The organism is Brevundimonas sp. GW821-FHT12C05 (genome assembly GCF_058807475.1).
In genome coordinates, this window is sequence record NZ_JBXAQS010000001.1 from 979,987 (window position 1) to 998,022 (window position 18,036).

At 68.9% G+C, this 18,036-nt stretch carries 19 protein-coding genes; 12 read left to right on the top strand and 7 right to left on the bottom strand.

What is annotated here, in order from left to right; genetic code table 11:
- The first annotated feature begins 41 nt into the window (after positions 1–41).
- The gene (gene ndk, locus AC1RRF_RS04700) at positions 42–461 is read left to right on the top strand and encodes a nucleoside-diphosphate kinase (RefSeq protein WP_492833279.1); all 420 of its coding nucleotides are present in this window, start codon (positions 42–44) and stop codon (positions 459–461) included.
- A gap of 104 nt (positions 462–565) precedes the next feature.
- Positions 566–775 (top strand): YMGG-like glycine zipper-containing protein, encoded by a 210-nt coding sequence (locus tag AC1RRF_RS04705; protein ID WP_492833281.1) that lies wholly within the window; start codon positions 566–568, stop codon positions 773–775.
- Between the two features lie 69 nt (positions 776–844).
- On the opposite strand, the gene AC1RRF_RS04710 is transcribed toward AC1RRF_RS04705, so the two are convergent.
- The gene (locus AC1RRF_RS04710; protein WP_492833283.1) at positions 845–2,905 is read right to left on the bottom strand and encodes a M13 family metallopeptidase; all 2,061 of its coding nucleotides are present in this window, start codon (positions 2,903–2,905) and stop codon (positions 845–847) included.
- A gap of 82 nt (positions 2,906–2,987) precedes the next feature.
- On the bottom strand, positions 2,988–3,584 hold the full coding sequence (purN, locus tag AC1RRF_RS04715) for a phosphoribosylglycinamide formyltransferase (protein ID WP_492833285.1): 597 nt from the start codon (positions 3,582–3,584) through the stop codon (positions 2,988–2,990).
- 134 nt (positions 3,585–3,718) lie between these two features.
- On the opposite strand from purN, the gene AC1RRF_RS04720 reads away from it, so the two are divergent.
- Positions 3,719–4,180, top strand: a complete 462-nt coding sequence (locus AC1RRF_RS04720; protein WP_492833287.1) for a hypothetical protein — start codon at positions 3,719–3,721, stop codon at positions 4,178–4,180.
- On the opposite strand, the gene purM is transcribed toward AC1RRF_RS04720, so the two are convergent.
- A complete protein-coding gene (gene purM, locus AC1RRF_RS04725) occupies positions 4,177–5,214 on the bottom strand; it encodes a phosphoribosylformylglycinamidine cyclo-ligase (protein ID WP_492833289.1) in 1,038 nt (345 codons plus the stop codon). The two genes, AC1RRF_RS04720 and purM, sit on opposite strands and share 4 nt — an antisense overlap.
- Positions 5,215–5,294: 80 nt before the next feature.
- Between purM and rnd the strand changes: the two genes are divergently transcribed.
- A complete protein-coding gene (gene rnd, locus AC1RRF_RS04730) occupies positions 5,295–6,443 on the top strand; it encodes a ribonuclease D (RefSeq protein WP_492833291.1) in 1,149 nt (382 codons plus the stop codon).
- Between the two features lie 37 nt (positions 6,444–6,480).
- On the opposite strand, the gene AC1RRF_RS04735 is transcribed toward rnd, so the two are convergent.
- Positions 6,481–6,942, bottom strand: a complete 462-nt coding sequence (locus tag AC1RRF_RS04735) for a peptidylprolyl isomerase (RefSeq protein WP_492833293.1) — start codon at positions 6,940–6,942, stop codon at positions 6,481–6,483.
- Between the two features lie 63 nt (positions 6,943–7,005).
- The gene (locus tag AC1RRF_RS04740) at positions 7,006–7,596 is read right to left on the bottom strand and encodes a 2'-5' RNA ligase family protein (protein ID WP_492833295.1); all 591 of its coding nucleotides are present in this window, start codon (positions 7,594–7,596) and stop codon (positions 7,006–7,008) included.
- A gap of 61 nt (positions 7,597–7,657) precedes the next feature.
- On the opposite strand from AC1RRF_RS04740, the gene AC1RRF_RS04745 reads away from it, so the two are divergent.
- Both AC1RRF_RS04745 and AC1RRF_RS04750 read left to right on the top strand, forming a co-directional pair.
- Positions 7,658–8,368: an RlmE family RNA methyltransferase gene (locus AC1RRF_RS04745; RefSeq protein WP_492833297.1), complete on the top strand. Its 711-nt coding sequence runs from the start codon at positions 7,658–7,660 to the stop codon at positions 8,366–8,368.
- Positions 8,365–9,363, top strand: a complete 999-nt coding sequence (locus AC1RRF_RS04750) for a hypothetical protein (protein ID WP_492833299.1) — start codon at positions 8,365–8,367, stop codon at positions 9,361–9,363. Before AC1RRF_RS04745 ends, AC1RRF_RS04750 begins: the two co-directional genes overlap by 4 nt.
- Positions 9,364–9,367: 4 nt before the next feature.
- Here the strand turns inward: AC1RRF_RS04750 and AC1RRF_RS04755 are convergent, their stop codons facing one another.
- Together AC1RRF_RS04755 and AC1RRF_RS04760 are read right to left on the bottom strand one after the other, a co-directional pair.
- Positions 9,368–10,915 (bottom strand): cation:proton antiporter, encoded by a 1,548-nt coding sequence (locus AC1RRF_RS04755; RefSeq protein WP_492833301.1) that lies wholly within the window; start codon positions 10,913–10,915, stop codon positions 9,368–9,370.
- A gap of 160 nt (positions 10,916–11,075) precedes the next feature.
- A complete protein-coding gene (locus tag AC1RRF_RS04760) occupies positions 11,076–11,639 on the bottom strand; it encodes a DUF2061 domain-containing protein (protein WP_291840895.1) in 564 nt (187 codons plus the stop codon).
- A 130-nt stretch (positions 11,640–11,769) separates the two neighbouring features.
- Between AC1RRF_RS04760 and guaB the strand changes: the two genes are divergently transcribed.
- From guaB to AC1RRF_RS04790, 6 genes are all read left to right on the top strand, one after another.
- Positions 11,770–13,227 carry an IMP dehydrogenase gene (guaB, locus tag AC1RRF_RS04765; RefSeq protein WP_492833303.1) on the top strand — a complete coding sequence of 486 codons (1,458 nt, stop codon included), beginning with the start codon at positions 11,770–11,772 and terminating at the stop codon, positions 13,225–13,227.
- A gap of 17 nt (positions 13,228–13,244) precedes the next feature.
- Positions 13,245–13,646, top strand: a complete 402-nt coding sequence (locus tag AC1RRF_RS04770) for an MAPEG family protein (protein ID WP_492833305.1) — start codon at positions 13,245–13,247, stop codon at positions 13,644–13,646.
- 10 nt (positions 13,647–13,656) lie between these two features.
- Complete coding sequence (locus AC1RRF_RS04775) at positions 13,657–14,961, top strand: RsmB/NOP family class I SAM-dependent RNA methyltransferase (protein ID WP_492833307.1); 1,305 nt, start codon at positions 13,657–13,659, stop codon at positions 14,959–14,961.
- Positions 14,958–15,671 carry a 5'-methylthioadenosine/S-adenosylhomocysteine nucleosidase gene (locus tag AC1RRF_RS04780; RefSeq protein WP_492833309.1) on the top strand — a complete coding sequence of 238 codons (714 nt, stop codon included), beginning with the start codon at positions 14,958–14,960 and terminating at the stop codon, positions 15,669–15,671. Before AC1RRF_RS04775 ends, AC1RRF_RS04780 begins: the two co-directional genes overlap by 4 nt.
- Positions 15,668–17,230, top strand: coding sequence for a glutamine-hydrolyzing GMP synthase (gene guaA, locus AC1RRF_RS04785; RefSeq protein WP_492833311.1), 1,563 nt, complete (start codon positions 15,668–15,670; stop codon positions 17,228–17,230). Before AC1RRF_RS04780 ends, guaA begins: the two co-directional genes overlap by 4 nt.
- 128 nt (positions 17,231–17,358) lie before the next feature.
- Positions 17,359–18,036, top strand: a 678-nt coding sequence (locus tag AC1RRF_RS04790; RefSeq protein ID WP_492833313.1) for a hypothetical protein, incomplete at its 3' end; no start/stop codon positions are given.

The window sequence follows — 18,036 nt, forward strand, 5'->3', positions numbered from 1 at the left end:
AAGCCCGCGACCTTCAATCTCCCAAACAAGAAGTCACCGTCATGACCGAACGCACCTTCTCGATTATCAAGCCCGACGCCACGCGCCGCAACCTGACCGGCGCGATCAACGCCGTGATCGAGGGCGCCGGCCTGCGCATCGTCGGCCAACGCCGCGTCAAGCTGTCGACCGAACAAGCCCAGAAATTCTACGCCGTGCACAGCGAGCGCCCGTTCTACGGCGAGCTGGTCGGCCAGATGACCGCCGAGCCGGTCGTGGTCCAGGTGCTGGAAGGCCCGAACGCCGTCGCCGCCTACCGTGAAGTCATGGGCGCGACCAACCCGAACGACGCCGCCGAAGGCACCATCCGCAAGCTGTTCGCCCTGTCGATCGGCGAGAACTCGGTCCACGGTTCGGACAGCCTCGAGAACGCCGGCATCGAAATCGCCCAGTTCTTCACCGACGACCAGATCGTCGGCTAAAACGATAAGGCCTTCAGAGGCTTGACCGTTTGAGCGGCCCGCGTCCGGAACCGGACGCGGGCCGTTCTTGTTTTCACCGGGTCTTCCTCCCCAAGGAGCCTGTGATGAAAACGATCCTGAAACTGACCCCGGCCATCGCCGCCATGGCGATGCTGGCGGCGTGCGGCACGACCATGGAACAGCGCGCCGCGACCGGCGCCATCGGCGGCGCGGTCGCCGGGCAGGCGATCGGCGGCAACACCGGCGCGACTGTCGCGGGCGCCGCGATCGGCGCGGCGGCGGGCGCGGCGACCACCCCGCGCCGTCCGAACTAAAGCCTCGATCCAAATGAAAACGGCCCCGGAGATCGCTCTCCGGGGCCGTCGTCATGTCTGAAGCGCGCCCTACCAGATGTGGGCGCGGGCCTCGGGAGCCAGGTACTGCTCGTCGCCCGGCTTGACCCCGAAGGCGTCGTACCAGGCGTCGATGTTCCGCGGCGGCACGGCGGCGCGGTACTGGGCCGGGGAGTGCGGGTCGACGGTGACCTGCTGACGCAGGGCGTCGTCGCGGATGTTCTCGCGCCAGACCTGGGCCCAGCCGAGGAAGACCCGCTGGTCGCCGGTCAGGCCGTTGATCACCGGCGCGGGCTGGCCGTTGAGCGAGCGGTGGTAGGCGTCCAGCGCCAGCAGCAGGCCGCCCAGGTCGGCGATGTTCTCGCCCATGGTCAGGTCGCCGTTGACGTTCGAACCCGCCAGCGGGCTGAGAGCCGAATACTGGGCGCCCAGCACGGCGGCGCGGGCCTCGAACTTGGCGGCGTCCTCGGCGGTCCACCAGTCGCGCAGCACGCCGTCGCCGTCGACCTTGCGGCCCTGGTCGTCGAAGCCGTGGGTGATCTCGTGGCCGATGACCGCGCCTATGCCGCCGTAGTTGACCGCCGGATCAGCGTTCGGATCGAAGAAGGGCGGCTGCAGGATGGCCGCCGGGAAGACGATCTCATTGCGGGGCGGGTTGTAGTAGGCGTTCACCGTCTGGGGCGTCATGCCCCACTCCAGCGGATCGACCGGGCGGGTCAGCTTGCCCAGGTTCCAGGCCCACTCGAAGGCCGAGGAGCGCTCGACGTTGCCGTAGAGGTCGCCCGGAACCAGGCGCAGGCCGTCATAGCTGCGCCATTGCTCCGGATAGCCGATCTTCACCCCGAAGCGGCTCATCTTGTAGAGCGCCTGCTGGCGGGTGGCGTCGCTCATCCAGTCCAGGTGCTGCAGACGCTCGGTCATGGCGGCGCGCAGGTTGGCGACCAGGGCCTCCATCTGGGCCTTGGATTCAGCCGGGAAGTAGTGGGCCACATACTCGCGGCCCAGGGCCTCGCCCAGCGAGCCGTTGACCAGGGACACGCCGCGCTTCCAGCGGGGACGGTTCTCGGGCTGGCCGCTGAGGGCCTTGCCGTAGAAGTCGAAGCGGGCGTCGACGAAGGGCTGCGACAGATAGGGCGCGGCCTGGTCGACGATGTGGAAGGCCTGCCACGCCTGCAGGGTGGCGATCGGCGTCTCGGAGAAGACGCGGGCCATGCCCGGATAGGCGCTGTCCTGCGACTGGATCAGGCGCGGGGTGTTCTGGATGCCGGCGGCCGCAGCCCAGGCGTTCCAGTCGAAGCCCGGGGCGTTGCGCGCCAGGTCGGCCAGGGTGGTCGGCGAATAGCCCTTCTCGATGTCGCGGCTCTGGACCTGGGTCCAGTGCTGCTGGGCGATGCGGGTCTCGAAGGCGATGATGTCGGCGGCGGACTGGTCCGGGTTGGGCCAGCCGGCCAGGGTCAGGGCCTTGGTCACGTAGACCAGATAGGCGGCGCGCTGGGGCGCGAAGCTGTCTTCCAGATAGTAGTCGCGGTCGGGCAGGCCGATGCCGCCCTGGACCATGTAGGCGCTGTTCTGGTTCGGGTCCTTCAGGTCCTCGGCGATGTAGAGGCCGAACAGGCTGGAGCCGAAGCCGCCCTGGGTGCGGCCCATCAGGGCGGCGATCTTGGGATAGGTGTCGGCGGCGCGCACCTCGGCCAGGTCCGACTGCAGCGGGCTGGCGCCCAGGCGGTTGACCGTCGCCTCGTCCATGAAGCTGGCGTAGAAGGCGCCGACCTGGCGCGCTTCCGGCGTGGACGGGTTGGAGGCGCTGTCCTCGATCAGGCCGCGCAGGGCCTCCTGCGAGTTGTCGAACAGCATGTCGAAGGCGCCGTAGGACGTCTTGTCGCCCGGGATCGGCGTGTTCCGCAGATAGGTCCCGCCGGCGTAGCGGTTGAAGTCGTCACCGGGCTTGACCGTGGTGTCCATGCCCGCGGTGTCGAGGCCGAAGGTCCCGATCTGTGGCGTGGTGGAGGCCGGGATCTCGACTATGGGCGGCGCGGTCTGGGCGGTGGCGGTCGTCGCGGCGAGGGTGAGCACGGCGCCGGCGGCGCAGGCCATGAGGCGAATTCTGAGCATGGGAGCCCCTGTTGGAAAATCCGCGGCAACCTGAGCCCATCCCCGGTCGCTGTCGCCGGGAAAAATGTCAGATTACGAAAAGCTAATGCAGGGCCCGGCAGAAGGCGGTCAGGGCGCGGGGGTAGAGCTTGTGCTCGGCGGTCAGGACACGCTGTGAAAGGCTTTCGGGGGTGTCCATGGGCAGGACCGGCACCGCTTCCTGATCCAGGATCGGACCCTCGTCGACGCCCTCGGTGACCAGATGGACGGTGCAGCCCGCCTCCGTATCCCCCGCCTCGATGGCGCGGGCGTGGGTGTCCAGGCCCGGATATCTGGGCAGCAGGCTGGGGTGGATGTTGATCATCCGCGCCGCCCACAGCCGCACCAGCCAGGGCGTCAGCAGCCGCATGTAGCCGGCCAGGGCCACCACCTCGATCTCGTGCTCCATCAGGGCCGCGTCGATGGCGCGCTCGTGCGCCTCGCGGTCCTGGCCGAAGAGGCGGTGGTTGACCACGACGGTGGGGATCCCCTGCGCCGCCGCGACGGCCAGCCCGCCGGCGGTGGGGCGGTTGGACAGGACCAGGGCGATCTCGAACGGGGCGTTCGGCTTGCGCGCCGCGTCGATCAGGGCGGCCATGTTGGACCCGGCGCCGGAAATCAGGATGGCGACGCGGGTGCGCCGGGGCGGGGAAGCGGTCATGGGCGGGAGCCTCGGGGAGAGGGGCGACCTTTGCCGCCCCGTCCGGGGCGGGTCAACGTCCGGATGCGCCGATGGAACGCTTGCGCCGGGCGGCAGGCTCGGAAACAGTGCCGCTTCGATCCGGAGTTTTGTCCATGCTGGTTCTCGCCCTCGCCGCCGCCCTGTTCACGCCGCCCGCGCCGTCCAGCGACATGACGCGCAGCGTCCTGACCGACGTCTGCCTGCCCTATGTGGCCGGAGAGGGCGACAGTACGGCCGCGTTGGAGTTCCTCGGCTTCCTGTTGGCGCCGCCCTCCAGTGAAGGACGAATGTATGCGACCGAGGATCAGGGCTATCTGCTTCGCCTGACCACCACGGGCTCGGCGGCGGACGACAACCTGAGCCGGGTCTGCGTCATCCAGGCGCGCCGCGAGGGGCTGAGCGGCGCGCGCGCTTCGGTGGCGCCCGTCATGAGCGAACAGGGGTTCACCGCCGACGCGGACATGCCGGCGGACCGTCCGATCTGGACCAAGGGCGGGGTCACGGTGTCGCTGCGCCAGAGCGAGGGCCGGGCCACCGTGGTGCGCGTCAGCTATTCCAGCCTTGAGGCCAATTAGGCTGGTTCCAGCTGGCCGCAGACGAAGGCGACCTCGCCCGCGGTGAGCAGGGCGGCCAGGACCGGCTCGGCGTTCTCCGGGCTGACGATCAGGATGAAGCCGACGCCGCAGTTGAAGGTGCGACGCAGTTCGTGATCCGAGATGCCGCCGACCTCGCCCAGCCACTGGAAGACGTGCGGCATCGGCCAGGCGTCCCAGTCGAAGCTGGCCTGCAGACCCTCGGCGATGCAGCGCGGCGGGTTTTCGATCAGGCCGCCGCCCGTGATGTGGGCCGCGCCCTTGACCAGACCGGCCTTCATCAGCGGCAGGACCGGCTTCACATAGATGCGGGTCGGCTCCATCAGCGCCTGGGCCAACGAGCGGTCCTTGGCGAACGGGGCGTCGTCGGCCCACGACAGGCCGGACTTCTCGACCACCTTGCGGATCAGCGAATAGCCGTTGGAGTGGGGACCGGACGAGCCGATGCCGATGATCAGGTCGCCGGCCTGCTGGCGGTCGAGGTAGGGCAGGGCGTGGCCGCGCTCGACCGCGCCCAGCGAGAAGCCGGCCAGATCGTAGTCGCCGCCCGAATACATGCCGGGCATTTCGGCGGTTTCGCCGCCCACGAGGGCGCAGCCGGCCTGACGGCAGCCCTCGGCGATGCCGGCGACGACGCGGCGGGCGGCGTCGATCTCAAGCTTGCCGGTGGCGTAGTAGTCGAGGAACAGCAGGGGCTCGGCGCCCTGGGCCAGAAGGTCGTTGACGCACATGGCGACCAGATCGACCCCGACGCCGTCGTGACGGCCGGTTTCGATGGCGATCTTCAGCTTGGTGCCGACGCCGTCCGTGGTGGCGACGATCAGCGGGTCCTCGAAGCCGGCGGCCTTGAGGTCGAACAGGGCCCCGAAACCGCCCAGTGAGGGCTCAGAACCCGGGCGGGCCGTGGATTTGGCCAGCGGCTTGATGTGCTGCACCAGCATCTCGCCGGCGTCGATATCGACCCCCGCATCGGCGTAGGTGAGGCCGTTACGAAGGCTCTCGGGGGTGTCGCTCATCGGTCACGGGCCTGAATCAGTGGGCGGAATTATGTTGGGGCTCTTGCCACAACGGGCGCGCGCGGGGCTATAGCATCCGAATGACGCCGATCACCACCACCGAGGCGCTGCAAGAATTCTGCGCGCGCCTGGCCGACCAGCCCTTTATCACCGTCGACACCGAGTTCATGCGGGAGACGACGTATTGGCCCAAGCTGTGCCTGATCCAGGCCGCTTCGCCGACCGACGCCGCGATCATCGATCCGCTGGCCGAGGGGCTCGATCTGGAGCCGTTCCTCGCCCTGATGCGCGACGAATCGATTCTCAAGGTCTTCCACGCCGCCCGGCAGGACGTGGAGATCTTCGTGAAGCTGGGCGCCATGCCCAAGCCGATGTTCGACACCCAGGTCGCCGCCATGGCCGCCGGTTTCGGCGATCAGGTCTCGTATGAGGCCCTGGTCCGCCAGATGCTGCGCCAGGAAGTCGACAAGGGCAGCCGCTTCACCGACTGGGCCCGCCGGCCGCTGTCCGACGCCCAGCTGGTCTACGCCCTGGGCGACGTGACCCATCTGGCGGCCCTGTACCCCAAGCTGCGCGATCGCCTGCAGAAGGACGGCCGTCTGGACTGGGTGATGGCCGAGATGGGCGACCTGACCGACCCGGCGCTGTACGACACCGATCCGGAGAAGGCGTGGAAGCGCCTGAAGCCGAAGAAGTTCTCGGCCAAGTATCTGGCCCCCTTCGTCGCCACCGCCGTGTGGCGCGAGCGGGCGGCGCAGGAGCGCGACCAGCCGCGTGGTCGCATCCTGAAGGACGAGGCGATCGACGAGATCGCCGCCCAAGCGCCGACCGATCCGGACGCCTTCAACCGCCTGCGCTCGGTGCCCAAGGGCTTCGGCGCCTCGCGGCTGGGGCTAGAACTGAGCGCCGAGCTGAAGCGGGTCATGGCCGATCCGGAGGCGCACGCGCCCAAGCTGGAGCGCCCGGCGCACAACCAGCCGGCCCCGCCGTCGGTGGTCGAACTGCTGAAGGTGCTGCTGAAGGCCAAGAGCGACAACGCGGGCGTGGCCACCAAGCTGATCGCCAACGTCGCCGACCTGGAGAAGATCGCCCTGAGCGACGACGCCGACGTCGACGCCCTGAAGGGCTGGCGCCGCCAGCTGTTCGGCGAGGACGCCCTGAAGCTGAAGCGCGGCGAGATCGCCCTGGTCCTGAACGGGCCGCGGGTCGAGGTCGTGGAGATCGAATAGAAAAAGGGCCGCTCTTTCGAGCGGCCCTTTTGTTTGATCAGGCCACCGTGGCCTTGACGATCTTGCCTGGCGAGCGCGGCGGCTCGCCCTTGGGCAGGTTGTCGACGAGGTCCATGCCCTCGATGACATTGCCCCAGACCGTGTACTGGCGGTCCAGGAAGGTGGCGTCGTCGAAGACGATGAAGAACTGCGAGTTGGCGCTGTTCGGGTCCGAGGTGCGGGCCATGGAGACGGCGCCGCGGACGTGGGGCTCGGACGAGAACTCCTGCTTCAGGTTCGGCTTCTTGGAGCCCGAGGTGCCGGTGCCGGTCGGATCGCCGCCCTGCGCCATGAAGCCCGGGATCACGCGGTGGAAGACGACGCCGTCGTAGAAGCCCTCTTCGGCCAATTCGGTGATCTGCTTGACGTGGTTCGGGGCCAGGTCCGAGCGCAGCTTGATGACCACGTCGCCGCCCGGGGCGTCGCCGTTGTCGAGGGTCAGGGTGAGGGTTTCGGCCATTCGGGCGCGCTCCAGTTTGAGTTTCGCCTGCTCATATAGGCGGCGAGGCCCGCAGGCAAAGCGTCAACGCAGTGGCCAGCGTCCGAGCGTATTATAGATCGACCGCCCGACCTCGCTGTGGATGAGCAGGAATTCTTCCGGTCGCCAGGCGATGGGGCGGATAGGACGCTCCGGCGTGCCACGGTCCGCGTAGGACAGAGTCACGTGCGGGACGAAGGCCTGACGCGACAGGGGCTTCACGCCGTGGCGGACGACGGCGGTGAGCAGGGCGGCGCGGAAGGCCTTGAGCGCTTCCACGCCCTCGTCGCCGAGCAGGACCAGCGGATGCCGTCCGGGCGCGCCGGAGAAGCTGGAGACGCGGTCGAAGACGATATCGAAGGCGGCGGGCACCAGCGTTTCGGCGGCGTCGCGCAGGATCGGCGCGAGGGATCCGGGCAGGGCGTTCACATAGTCGCCGACGTGGATCAGGGTGATGTGCAGGCGATCCTGGCGGATCGGGCTTCCACGCAGGCCCTCCGCCGCGCGCGCCTGGCCGAGGACATGCACGGCCTCGGCGGCCTGCGCCTCGGGCAGCATCAGGCCGAAGAACAGGCGTTCGATCGTTTCCGGCGGGGGCGCCGTCTCGCCCGGCTGGGAGAACAGATCGTAGGACATCGGGGCGCTCCTTTGCCCAGGCAGTCTATCCAGTCCGCCCCCTGAATGGCATAGCCCTGTGATGTCCGACGAAGAGTCCAAGCCTGAACGCCGCCGCATGGTGAAGCCGCCCTCGGGCGGGACCGCGGCCGGGCGCGGCATGGGCACCAAGATGAAGACGGCGGACACCAAGTCGATGTCCAGCCAGCAGTGGATCAAGCGTCAGCTGTCGGACAAGTGGTCCGAGAAGGCGCGGGCCGAGGGCTGGCGCAGCCGGGCGGCGTTCAAGCTGATCGAGATCGACGACCGCTTCCGCCTGATCAAGACCGGCAGCCGGGTGATCGACCTGGGCGCGGCGCCGGGCGGCTGGGTGCAGGTGGCGCTGCAGCGCGGCGCCAAGTCGGTGGTGGGCGTCGATCTGCTGCCGATCGAGCCGATCCCGGGCGCAGAGCTGATCCAGGCGGACTTCACCCATCCGGGCGTCGATCAACAGATGATGGACCTGCTGGGCGGGGCGCCGGACCTGGTGCTGTCCGACATGGCCCACAACACTGTCGGCCATCGGCAGACGGACCACCTGAAGATCATCGCCCTGATCGAGATCGCCGCCGATTTCGCCATTCGGACGCTCAGGCCGGGCGGGCATTTCGTGTCCAAGAACTTCCAGGGCGGCGACGCCGGCGGGGTGCTGGCGCGGCTGCGCGAGGAGTTCGAGACGGTGAAATACGTCAAGCCGGCCTCCAGCCGGAAGGACAGCGCCGAGGTCTTCCTGGTGGCGTTGAACAAGAGATGAGCCTCGTCGCCCTGGCCCTGATCGGCGTGATCCAGGCCCAGGAGCCGACGACCACCCGCGTGTCGGTAGCGGATCTGCTGGGCCATACGCCGGGAGACGTGGCGCTGATCATCGGCGCGCCCGCTCCGGTCGATCCGTCGGAGGCCGTGCGCATCGTCGAGGGCGGGCGGACGGTCGACATCTATCCCGCCAAACGCTTCCACCGCGCCTGGCCGGAAGGCGGCGTCTGCGTGACCGGCTTCCCCGAAGTCCCGCTGGCCGGAGAGCCCAACGCCAATCCGCGCGCCGAGCTGATACGCCGCAGCCGGGGCTGGTTCGTGTTCGAGGACGGGGTGCTGGCCGCCGTGCATCCCGACGCGCCCGTCCCGCGCCGGACCGACGGGAACCAGCCCGCGACCCGTGAGGCGGTGGAGGCGCTGGTGTTCGCGCCCAGGCCGTCCTCGCCGATGACGGTCGCGATGGGGCGCCTGCCGCTATCCGACGGTCTTGCGGTGCTGGGACGGCTGCCCGCGCCGCCCGCCGACCTGTCGGTGACCAGCCTGTGCGCGCCGATCGTCCATCAGGGCGCGCCGCAACGCGACATCGGCATGGACGTCATCTGGGGCCTGGTCGGCTTGACCGTGCTGCCCTTCGTGCCCTTCCAGATGGCGGAGGAGACGCGGGCGGACCGGGAGGGCGGCGCTCTGCTGGACTCGGTCGAACCCGGATCGGTGCTGCCCGGCGGGGTCGAAGCCTTCGTCAGGCGGCGGCGAGGCGTCCGGGTCTATCGCGACGCCGTCGATCCGGGCTTCGCGGTGATCGCCGTCAAGCTGGGCAACGGCGCGGACAACATCCCGGACATGGGGCTGCTGGGCGTGCGCGACGACCGGGTGGTGTGGGAGGTTCGGCGCGAGGTCGGGCAGCAGGGGCTGGGGCCGTTGGTGTGCCGGGACGCGGAGAACCGGCCGAGTGATGACCGCCCCGGCTGCACCGCCTACGGCAATCTGAGGCTCTGAGGCCTCAACGGACCACGGGCGTGAGGGCCAGTTCGCGCCGGTCCAGCTCTTCCTCGATCTGATAGTAGGCGGCGTCGCTGATCTCGCCGTTCAGCCGCATGGCCAGCAGCCGCTCGCGCTTGGCCGCCAGCACCTCTTCGGCGAGGTCGTCGACCGGCAGGGTAACGCGGCCGTCGCCTTCGCCGGCGGTTTCCAGCGCCTCGCGGCGCTCACGGTATTCCGCCTTCAGGCGCTTGGCCGGCGCGTCGTCCCGGTCCGAGACGTGGGCGATGGCGGCGTCGGTGACGGCGGCGCGCGCCGTGCGGATCTCACCGTCCAGCACGCCGTCATTGCCAAGGCCCAGCAGGCGGATCAACGGACCCAGCGTCAGTCCCTGGACCACGAGGGTGCCCATCACCACCGCGAACACGGCCAGCAGGATCACATCGCGGAACGGGAAGTCGGCGGGCAGGGCGTAGGCGGCGGCCAGGCTGACCACGCCGCGCATTCCGGCCCAGCCGACGACCAGACCTGAGGCGAAGGTCGGCGGCGAGGCTCCGGCCGGAAGATGCACCCCGAACAGCCGGTTCTTCACCTGCACGACGGTGTTGTAGCCCATCACCCAGGCCAGGCGGACGACGACGCAGACCAGCAGGATGACCAGGGCGAAGGCGGCGTACTCCTCCCGCTGCACCGGCTGCAGCTCGCGCCAGATGGGGGCGATCTGCAGGCCCACCAGCATGAAAGCCAGCACGTTCAGGGCGAAGACCGTGGTCTCCCACACCGCATAGGCCGGGACGCGGATCACGGCCGGGCTGCGGGCCGCCAGCCGGGCCAGGGTCAGGGCGAAGACGACGATGGTGACGATGGCCGACAGGCCCAGCCGCTCGGCGGCGATCCACACGCCGAAACTGCCGATGAACTGCAGGACGATGGAGGGCGGCGCCTCGGTCAGCAGGCGGGTGAGGCGCGCCTGCGTCCAGGCCGCGACCAGACCGAAGAGGACGCTGCCCACGGTGGCCAGGGCGACGGAGCCGGCCAGCTGCCAGCCGCCGGGCATGGTGGTCAGGACCGCGGCCACGGCGATGCGGTAGGTCAGCAGGGCGCTGGCGTCGTTGAACAGGCTTTCGCCCTCCAGCACGGTGCGGATGCGGAAGGGGGCCGGGATGATGCGCAGGACGGCGGTCGCCGCCGCCGCGTCGGGCGGGGCGACGATGGCGCCCAGCGCCACCGCGGCGGCCCACGGCAGGGCGGGGATCAGCGCCTTGGCGGTGAAGGCCACGGCCAGGGTGGTGACCGCCACGGCGGCGAGGCTGAGGAAGGCGATGGGGACGACGTTGCGGCGCAGGTCGCGCAGGGAGCTGTCGAAGGCCGCGTCCAGCAGCACCGGCGCGACGAACAGGGCGAGCACCAGCTGGGGGTCGAGGGTGATCTCGGGCGCGAAGGGCAGGAAGGCCGCACCCGCGCCGGCCAGGGCGACGAAGGGCGGGAAGGGGGCGTTGAGCTTCTGGGCCAGCAGCGACATCGCCACCGCCGCCGCCATCACGATCAGGATCGCTTCAAAGCCGTGCATCAGGCGGGCAGGCTAGACCATTTTTGCTTCAGGTCGGCACGACCTGAATCCAAAAAATGGTCCAGCATCAACCTGGAGCGAAATCTGAGCCGAGCCGGACTGCGTCCAGCTCGACCGATTTCGCTCTAGATCATTGTACGGCCCGGCGTCACGCCGACAGTCAGGCCTGGGCCAGTTCCTCGGCGCGTTTGGCCTTGCGGGCCTCGATCCGGCTCCAGACGCGGTCGTGGACGGTGAAGAAGACCGTCTGCACCAGCGGCTCGACGATGCCGATGGTCAGGGCGATGCGGATGTCGCGCGTCAGGGCGAAGGCGACCAGCACCGCGACGGTGAAATGCATCAGGCCGTAGGTGACGGACTTGAGCGCGATCTGCTTGAACGAGCGGGGCAGGGCATGGCTGTGGCCATGGTGACCGTGGCCGTGATGCCCGTGCGCCCGGGTCTGCTCCTCGGGGGTCATCAGCCCCAGACGGGCGGTGACAGCCTCGGAGGCCTCCTCGACGCCGGACAGCATGCGGCGGCGCTCGATGCGGTGCCAGACGCGGTCGTGGATCGAATAGGCGATGGTCTGGAAGAAGGGCTCGACCACCCCGACCGCCAGCGCCAGCCGCCAGTCCCGGGTGATGGCGAAGGCCACCAGGATCGCCACGACCAGGTGCATGACGCCGTAACTCGCGATCTTGAGCGCGAGGCGGCGGGCGGTGCTGATCAAGGTGCGAACCATTCTCACCTACATCGGAGCGCAAGCGCCGCAGCGCAAGCCAATTGTTCCTATCGTCACCATAGCACGCGTTGAGGCCTTGCGGTTCAGGGCCCGACACGGTTATACGCGGCCCGCAAAACGGAGACTCCTCATGGAGATACGCGAAGGGCTCACCTTCGACGATGTTTTGCTCGAACCCGGCCCGTCCGAGATCATGCCCGCTGACGCGGACGTCTCGACGAAGCTGACGCGGGACATCCGACTGAACATCCCCCTGACCTCGTCCGCCATGGACACGGTCACCGAAAGCCGGCTGGCGATCGCCATGGCCCAGGCCGGCGGTCTGGGCATCCTGCACCGCAATCTGACGGTCGAGGAACAGGCCGATCAGGTGCGCGAAGTGAAGCGCTACGAAAGCGGCATGGTCATCAATCCGGTGACCATCAACCCCGACACGACGCTGGGCGAGGTCCGCGCGATCGTGGCCCGCAAGAAGATCTCGGGCTTCCCGGTGGTGGATCCGAAATCGGGCAAGTTGGTCGGCATCCTGACCAACCGCGATATGCGGTTCGACACCGATCCGAACCATACCGCCGCGCAACTGATGACCACGGGCGATCTGGTCACGGTCCGTGAAGGCGCCGGACGGGACGAGGCGCGCGAGCTGCTGCGCACCCGCAAGATCGAACGGGTCATCGTCGTCGATGAGGATTACCGGGCGACCGGCCTGATCACGATGAAGGACATCGAGAAGGCCCACGCCTTCCCGAACGCCGCCAAGGACGAACAGGGCCGCCTGCTGGTCGGCGCGGCCTCGACGGTCGGCGACAACGGCTACGAGCGGGCTATGGCCCTGGCCGAGGCCGGCGCCGACGTGGTGGTGATCGACACCGCCCACGGCCACTCGGCCCAGGTCGCGCGGGTCGTCGAGCGCATCAAGCGCGAGAACAACCGCCTGCAGATCATCGCCGGCAACATCGCCACCTATGACGCCGCACGGGCCCTGATCGACGCGGGCGCCGATGCAGTGAAGGTCGGCATCGGCCCGGGCAGCATCTGCACCACCCGCATCGTCGCGGGCGTGGGCGTGCCCCAGCTGACCGCTATCCTGGAGGCCGTCCGCGCCGCCAGGGACAGCGGCACGCCGGTCATCGCCGACGGCGGCATCAAGTATTCGGGGGACCTGGCCAAGGCCATCGCGGCCGGCGCCAGCGTGGCCATGATGGGCTCGATGTTCGCGGGCACGGACGAAAGCCCCGGCGAGGTCTTCCTGTACCAGGGCCGGTCCTACAAGTCGTACCGCGGCATGGGCTCGGTCGGGGCCATGGGCGCCGGTTCGGCGGACCGCTACTTCCAGAAGGAGGTCGAGACCCAGAAGCTGGTGCCCGAGGGCATCGAGGGCCAGACCCCGTACAAGGGTCCGATCTCGCCGGTGCTGCACCAGATGGTCGGCGGCCTGCGGGCGGCCATGGGCTATGTCGGCGCCGCCACCATCGCCGACTTCCAGGAGAAGGCGCGCTTCGTGCGCATCACCGGGGCGGGGCTGCGGGAAAGCCACGTCCATGACGTGATGATCACGCGGGAGGCACCGAACTATCGGCAGGGCTAAGCAGGAGCGTGCAAGCCATGGACATGACGCGGGAATTCATTCTGCTGGCTTGTACGCTCGTCCTGGCCCTGGTCCAGATCGGCGCGGCGGCGGTCGCCCGCACCGCCGAACTGGGCGCCAGGTGGAACGCGGGCCCGCGCGACGGTGAAACGCCGCCGCCGGGCAAGCTGGCCGGTCGCCTGATGCGGGCGCAGGCCAATCTGTTCGAGACCCTGCCGCTGTTCATCGCCGCCGTGATCATGGCGCATATCGCCGGTAAGGACGGGACCACCGTCACCTTCATCGGCACGCTTCTCTATTTCTTCGGGCGGCTGCTCTACGTGCCGCTCTACGCCTTCGGCGTCCCCGTCGTCCGCTCGCTGATGTGGGTCACCGCAACCGTCGGGCTGGTGATGGTGATCGTCGCCCTGTTCGTCTGAAAGACCTGAATTGACCCCAGCCGCCCGTCTCGCCGCCGCCGCCTCGATCCTGGACAGCATCGCCCAGGGCCGTCAGCCGGCGGAAGCCGTTCTCAAGACCTGGGGGACCGCGAACCGCTACGCCGGCTCCAAGGACCGCAAGGCCATCGCCGACCGCGTCTACAAGGTGCTGCGCGCCCGCGGACGGCTGGTCTGGGCCATGGGCGGTCGCGAGGACGGCCGGGCGCTGGTGATCGGCTCCCTGAGCCTGATCGACGCCCTGCCGTTGGACGAGATCGAGGCCCTGCACGCCGGCGACGGCTATGGCCCGCGCCCGCTGTCGAAACAGGAGCGCGCGCGCCTGACGGCGGTCGGGGAGGGCGAACTGCCCGGCTGGGTCGCCTCGGGCCTGCCCGAGTTCGCGGTCGAGGACTTCAAGGCGACCTTCGGCGATCGCTGGGCCGAGGAGGCCCGCGAGTTGATGGCCCCGCGCGCGCCGATCGACCTGCGCGTCAACGGTCTGCTGGCGACGGTGTCGGATGTGGAAGCCGAACTGCGCGCCGCCGGGCTGACTCCGGAGCCGACTCCGTTCTCGGCCTTCGGCCTGCGGCTGCCCAGCGAGCCGCCGCCCAATGTGCAGGCGCAGGACGCCTTCAAGGCCGGCCATATCGAGATCCAGGACGAGGGCAGCCAGATCGTCTCCTGGCTGGCGGGCGCGCGGCCCGGCATGACCGTGGTCGACTATTGCGCCGGCGGCGGCGGCAAGACCCTGGCGCTCGCCCAGGCCATGCAGGCGCAGGGCACGCTGGTGGGCTGCGACGTGGTGCAGAAGCGGCTCGACAACATCCGCCCGCGCCTGACCCGCGCCGGCGTGGCCGCCGACCTCTGTCTGCTGGGCCAGAACGGCGGCGGCATCGAGGACCTGAACGGCAAGGCCGACCTGGTCTTCGTCGACGCGCCGTGCAGCGGCTCGGGCACCTGGCGGCGCCGTCCCGAGGACGCCTGGCGGCTGACCCCGGACGAGGTCGAGCGCCTGCACGCCCTGCAGGTCCGCATCCTGTCGCAGGCCTCGCAACTGGTGAAGCCGGGCGGGCGTCTGGTCTATGTCACCTGTTCGATGCTGAGCCGTGAGAACGAGGCCTCGGCCGAAGCCTTCGAGGCGGCGCATCCGGCGTTCACGCCGTTGCCGGTGGCCACGGCCCTGTCGGAGGCGGGCCTGACCCCCGCCGCCGCCGAGATCCTGGCGGCGAAGGCCGACGGGCACCGCCTGCGGATGTCCCCGGCCTCGACCCATACCGACGGCTTCTTCGTCGCCCTGTACGAGCGCGCCGCATGAGCGGCGACTGGCGCATGGAGCGATACGGCGACGTCTCGGTTCTCTGCGTCATGGCGGCCCCGGCGGAGTACGGCGCCGATCTGCGGGCTCGCATCCAGCCGCTGATGACGGGCGTCGGCCCGGTCGAGGCGGCGGTCGTGCTGACCGCGACGTTGGCGCGGCTGGAGGCGAGGGGAGAGCTGCCCGACCTGATCGTCTCGCTGGGCTCGTGCGGGTCTCGGGTGCTGGAGCATGCGGCGGTCTATCAGGCCTCGTCCGTGAGCTATCGCGACATGGACGCCAGCGCGCTGGGATTCCCCAAGGGGATCACGCCCCTGTCGAATCTGCCCGCGATCCTTGCGCTGCCGTGCCCGATCCCGGGCGTCCCGACCGCGACCCTGTCCACGGGCGGGGAGGTGATCAGCGGCGCGGCCTATGACGCCATCGACGCCGAGATGGTGGACATGGAGACTTTCGCCCTGCTGCGTTCCGCCCAGACCTTCGGCGTGCCGCTTGTCGCCCTGCGCGGCGTGTCCGACGGCCGCGCCGAGCTGAAGGCGCTGGAGGACTGGACCTCCACCCTGCACCATGTCGACGAAGCGCTGGCCGCCGCGCTGGACCGGCTGGCCGATGTGCTCGAGGCCGAAGGCCTCGCCGCCCTTGATATTGCTGTCTCAGGCAGCCAAGACCCCGCCCATTCCACGCCCTCCCCGGAATCGCTCACGCCATGACCACGCCTGTGACCCATCAGAAAGTCCTCATCGTCGACTTCGGCAGTCAGGTGACCCAGCTGATCGCGCGGCGCCTGCGCGAGGCGGGCGTCTATTGCGAGATCCATCCGTTCAACAAGGTCGAGGCGATGGTCGAGGCCTTCGACCCGCAAGCGATCATCCTGTCGGGCGGACCCGCCAGCGTGCTTGAGGCCCACAGCCCCCGCATCGGGCGCAAGCTGTTCGACCTGGGCCTGCCGATGCTGGCCATCTGCTACGGCCAGCAGCTGCTGTGCGACGTGCTGGGCGGCAAGGTCGAAGGCGGCCATGACGGCGAGTTCGGCCGGGCCGAGATCACGCTGCAGGACGAAAGCCCGCTGTTCGCCGGCATCGGCGGCGCCGGTCACGAAGAGACCGTGTGGATGAGCCATGGCGACCGCGTCGTCGCCATCCCCGAGGGCTTCAAGGTCATCGCGACCTCGACCGGCGCGCCCTTCGCCGCCATCGCCGACGAGGCGCGCCGCATCTACGCGGTCCAGTTCCACCCCGAGGTTCACCACACCCCGCGCGGGGCCGAGATCTATCGCAACTTCCTGTTCGGCGTCGCCGGGCTGAAGGGCGACTGGACCATGGCCGCCTATCGCGACGAGAAGATCGCCCAGATCCGGGAACAGGTCGGCGACGCCAAGGTCATCTGTGGCCTGTCGGGTGGGGTCGACTCCTCCGTGGCCGCGGTGCTGATCCATGAAGCCATCGGTGACCAGCTGACCTGCGTCTTCGTCGACACCGGCCTGCTGCGCAAGGACGAGGCGACCCAGGTCACCACCCTGTTCCGCGAGCACTACAACATTCCACTGGTGCACGTTGATGCGTCGAAGGAATTCCTGGGTCAGCTGGCGGGAATCTCCGACCCGGAGACCAAGCGCAAGACCATCGGCCGGGTCTTCATCGAGATCTTCGACCGTGAGTCCGCCAAGATCGACGGCGCCGAATTCCTGGCCCAGGGCACCCTCTATCCGGACGTGATCGAGAGCGTCTCGGCCTCGGGCGGCCCGTCGGCGGTGATCAAGAGCCACCACAACGTCGGCGGCCTGCCGGACTACATGAAGCTGAAGCTGGTCGAGCCCCTGCGCGAACTGTTCAAGGACGAGGTCCGCGCCCTGGGCCGCGAACTGGGCCTGACCGACGCTTTCGTCGGACGCCACCCCTTCCCGGGACCGGGCCTGGCCATCCGCATTCCCGGCGAGATCACGCCGGAGGCGGTCGCGACCCTGCAACAGGCCGACGCCATCTATCTGGACGAAATCCGCAAGGCGGGCCTCTACGACAAGATCTGGCAGGCCTTCGCCGTTCTGCTGCCGGTCAAGACCGTCGGCGTCATGGGCGACGCCCGGACGTATGAAAAGGTCCTGGCGTTGCGTGCGGTCAGCTCGACCGACGGCATGACCGCCGACTTCTACCAGTTCCCCTGGGACGTCCTGGGCAAGACCGCCACGCGCATCATCAACGAGGTCCGCGGCGTCAACCGCGTCGTCTACGACGTGACATCAAAGCCCCCCGGCACAATCGAGTGGGAGTAGGGGCGGCGTCCGGAAGACCGCGCGGCGAAACCGCAAGGCTTCGGGTGAGAAAGCTGCTGTCGAGCCCGCCATCACCCCCGCAGGTTTGAGTTTCGACCTGCCTTTTCCGATCCGCCGAGAATTAGCTGATGAGCCGATTGAACCAGGCCTTTCTGTCGCCCTTGTACTGGCAAGAGTTCGAGGACCTGACGGCCTCGGTGGCCGAGGCCGTCTACGGCAAGCGCGCCCTCGTGTCGGCAATCGGCCGACCGGGACAGGCGCAGAAAGGCGTGGATGTCCATGTCGATAATGAAGGCTGGAATATCGGCATTCAGTGCAAGAGGAAGTCGGCGGTTGATGGGAAGGGGAACCCCCGGCCGGGCGGTGCGATCACTCCGGACTTTCTGCAAGCCGTGGTCATCGATAGCGACCAGTTCACCCCGAAACTCGACCTGTTCATTCTGGCCACGACGGCGCCGCGCGATGCCGTGATCCAGGGGGAGGCGCGGGTGCTTTCTGAGCAACGCCGCCAGGAGGGACTCTGCCCGGTCAAGCTCTGGGCGTGGGACGACTACGTCACCTTCCTCAATCAGTATGACGCGCTGGAGCGGACCTATTACGACACGATCCTGCAGGTGAGATCCGACGACGATCACGACCGCCGGATCGTCGATGTCGTTACCCGCGCCTTCAACCGACCCGCATTCGAGGATCCGCTCGGAAGCGAGCATGGCGAAGCGTTCGACCAAGCCCTCGCGGACACAGTTCACGCCCTGAACGACGGCGTCCTGTTGGAGCGGCGGGGGCGGCCGGGGGGTGTGTTTGGG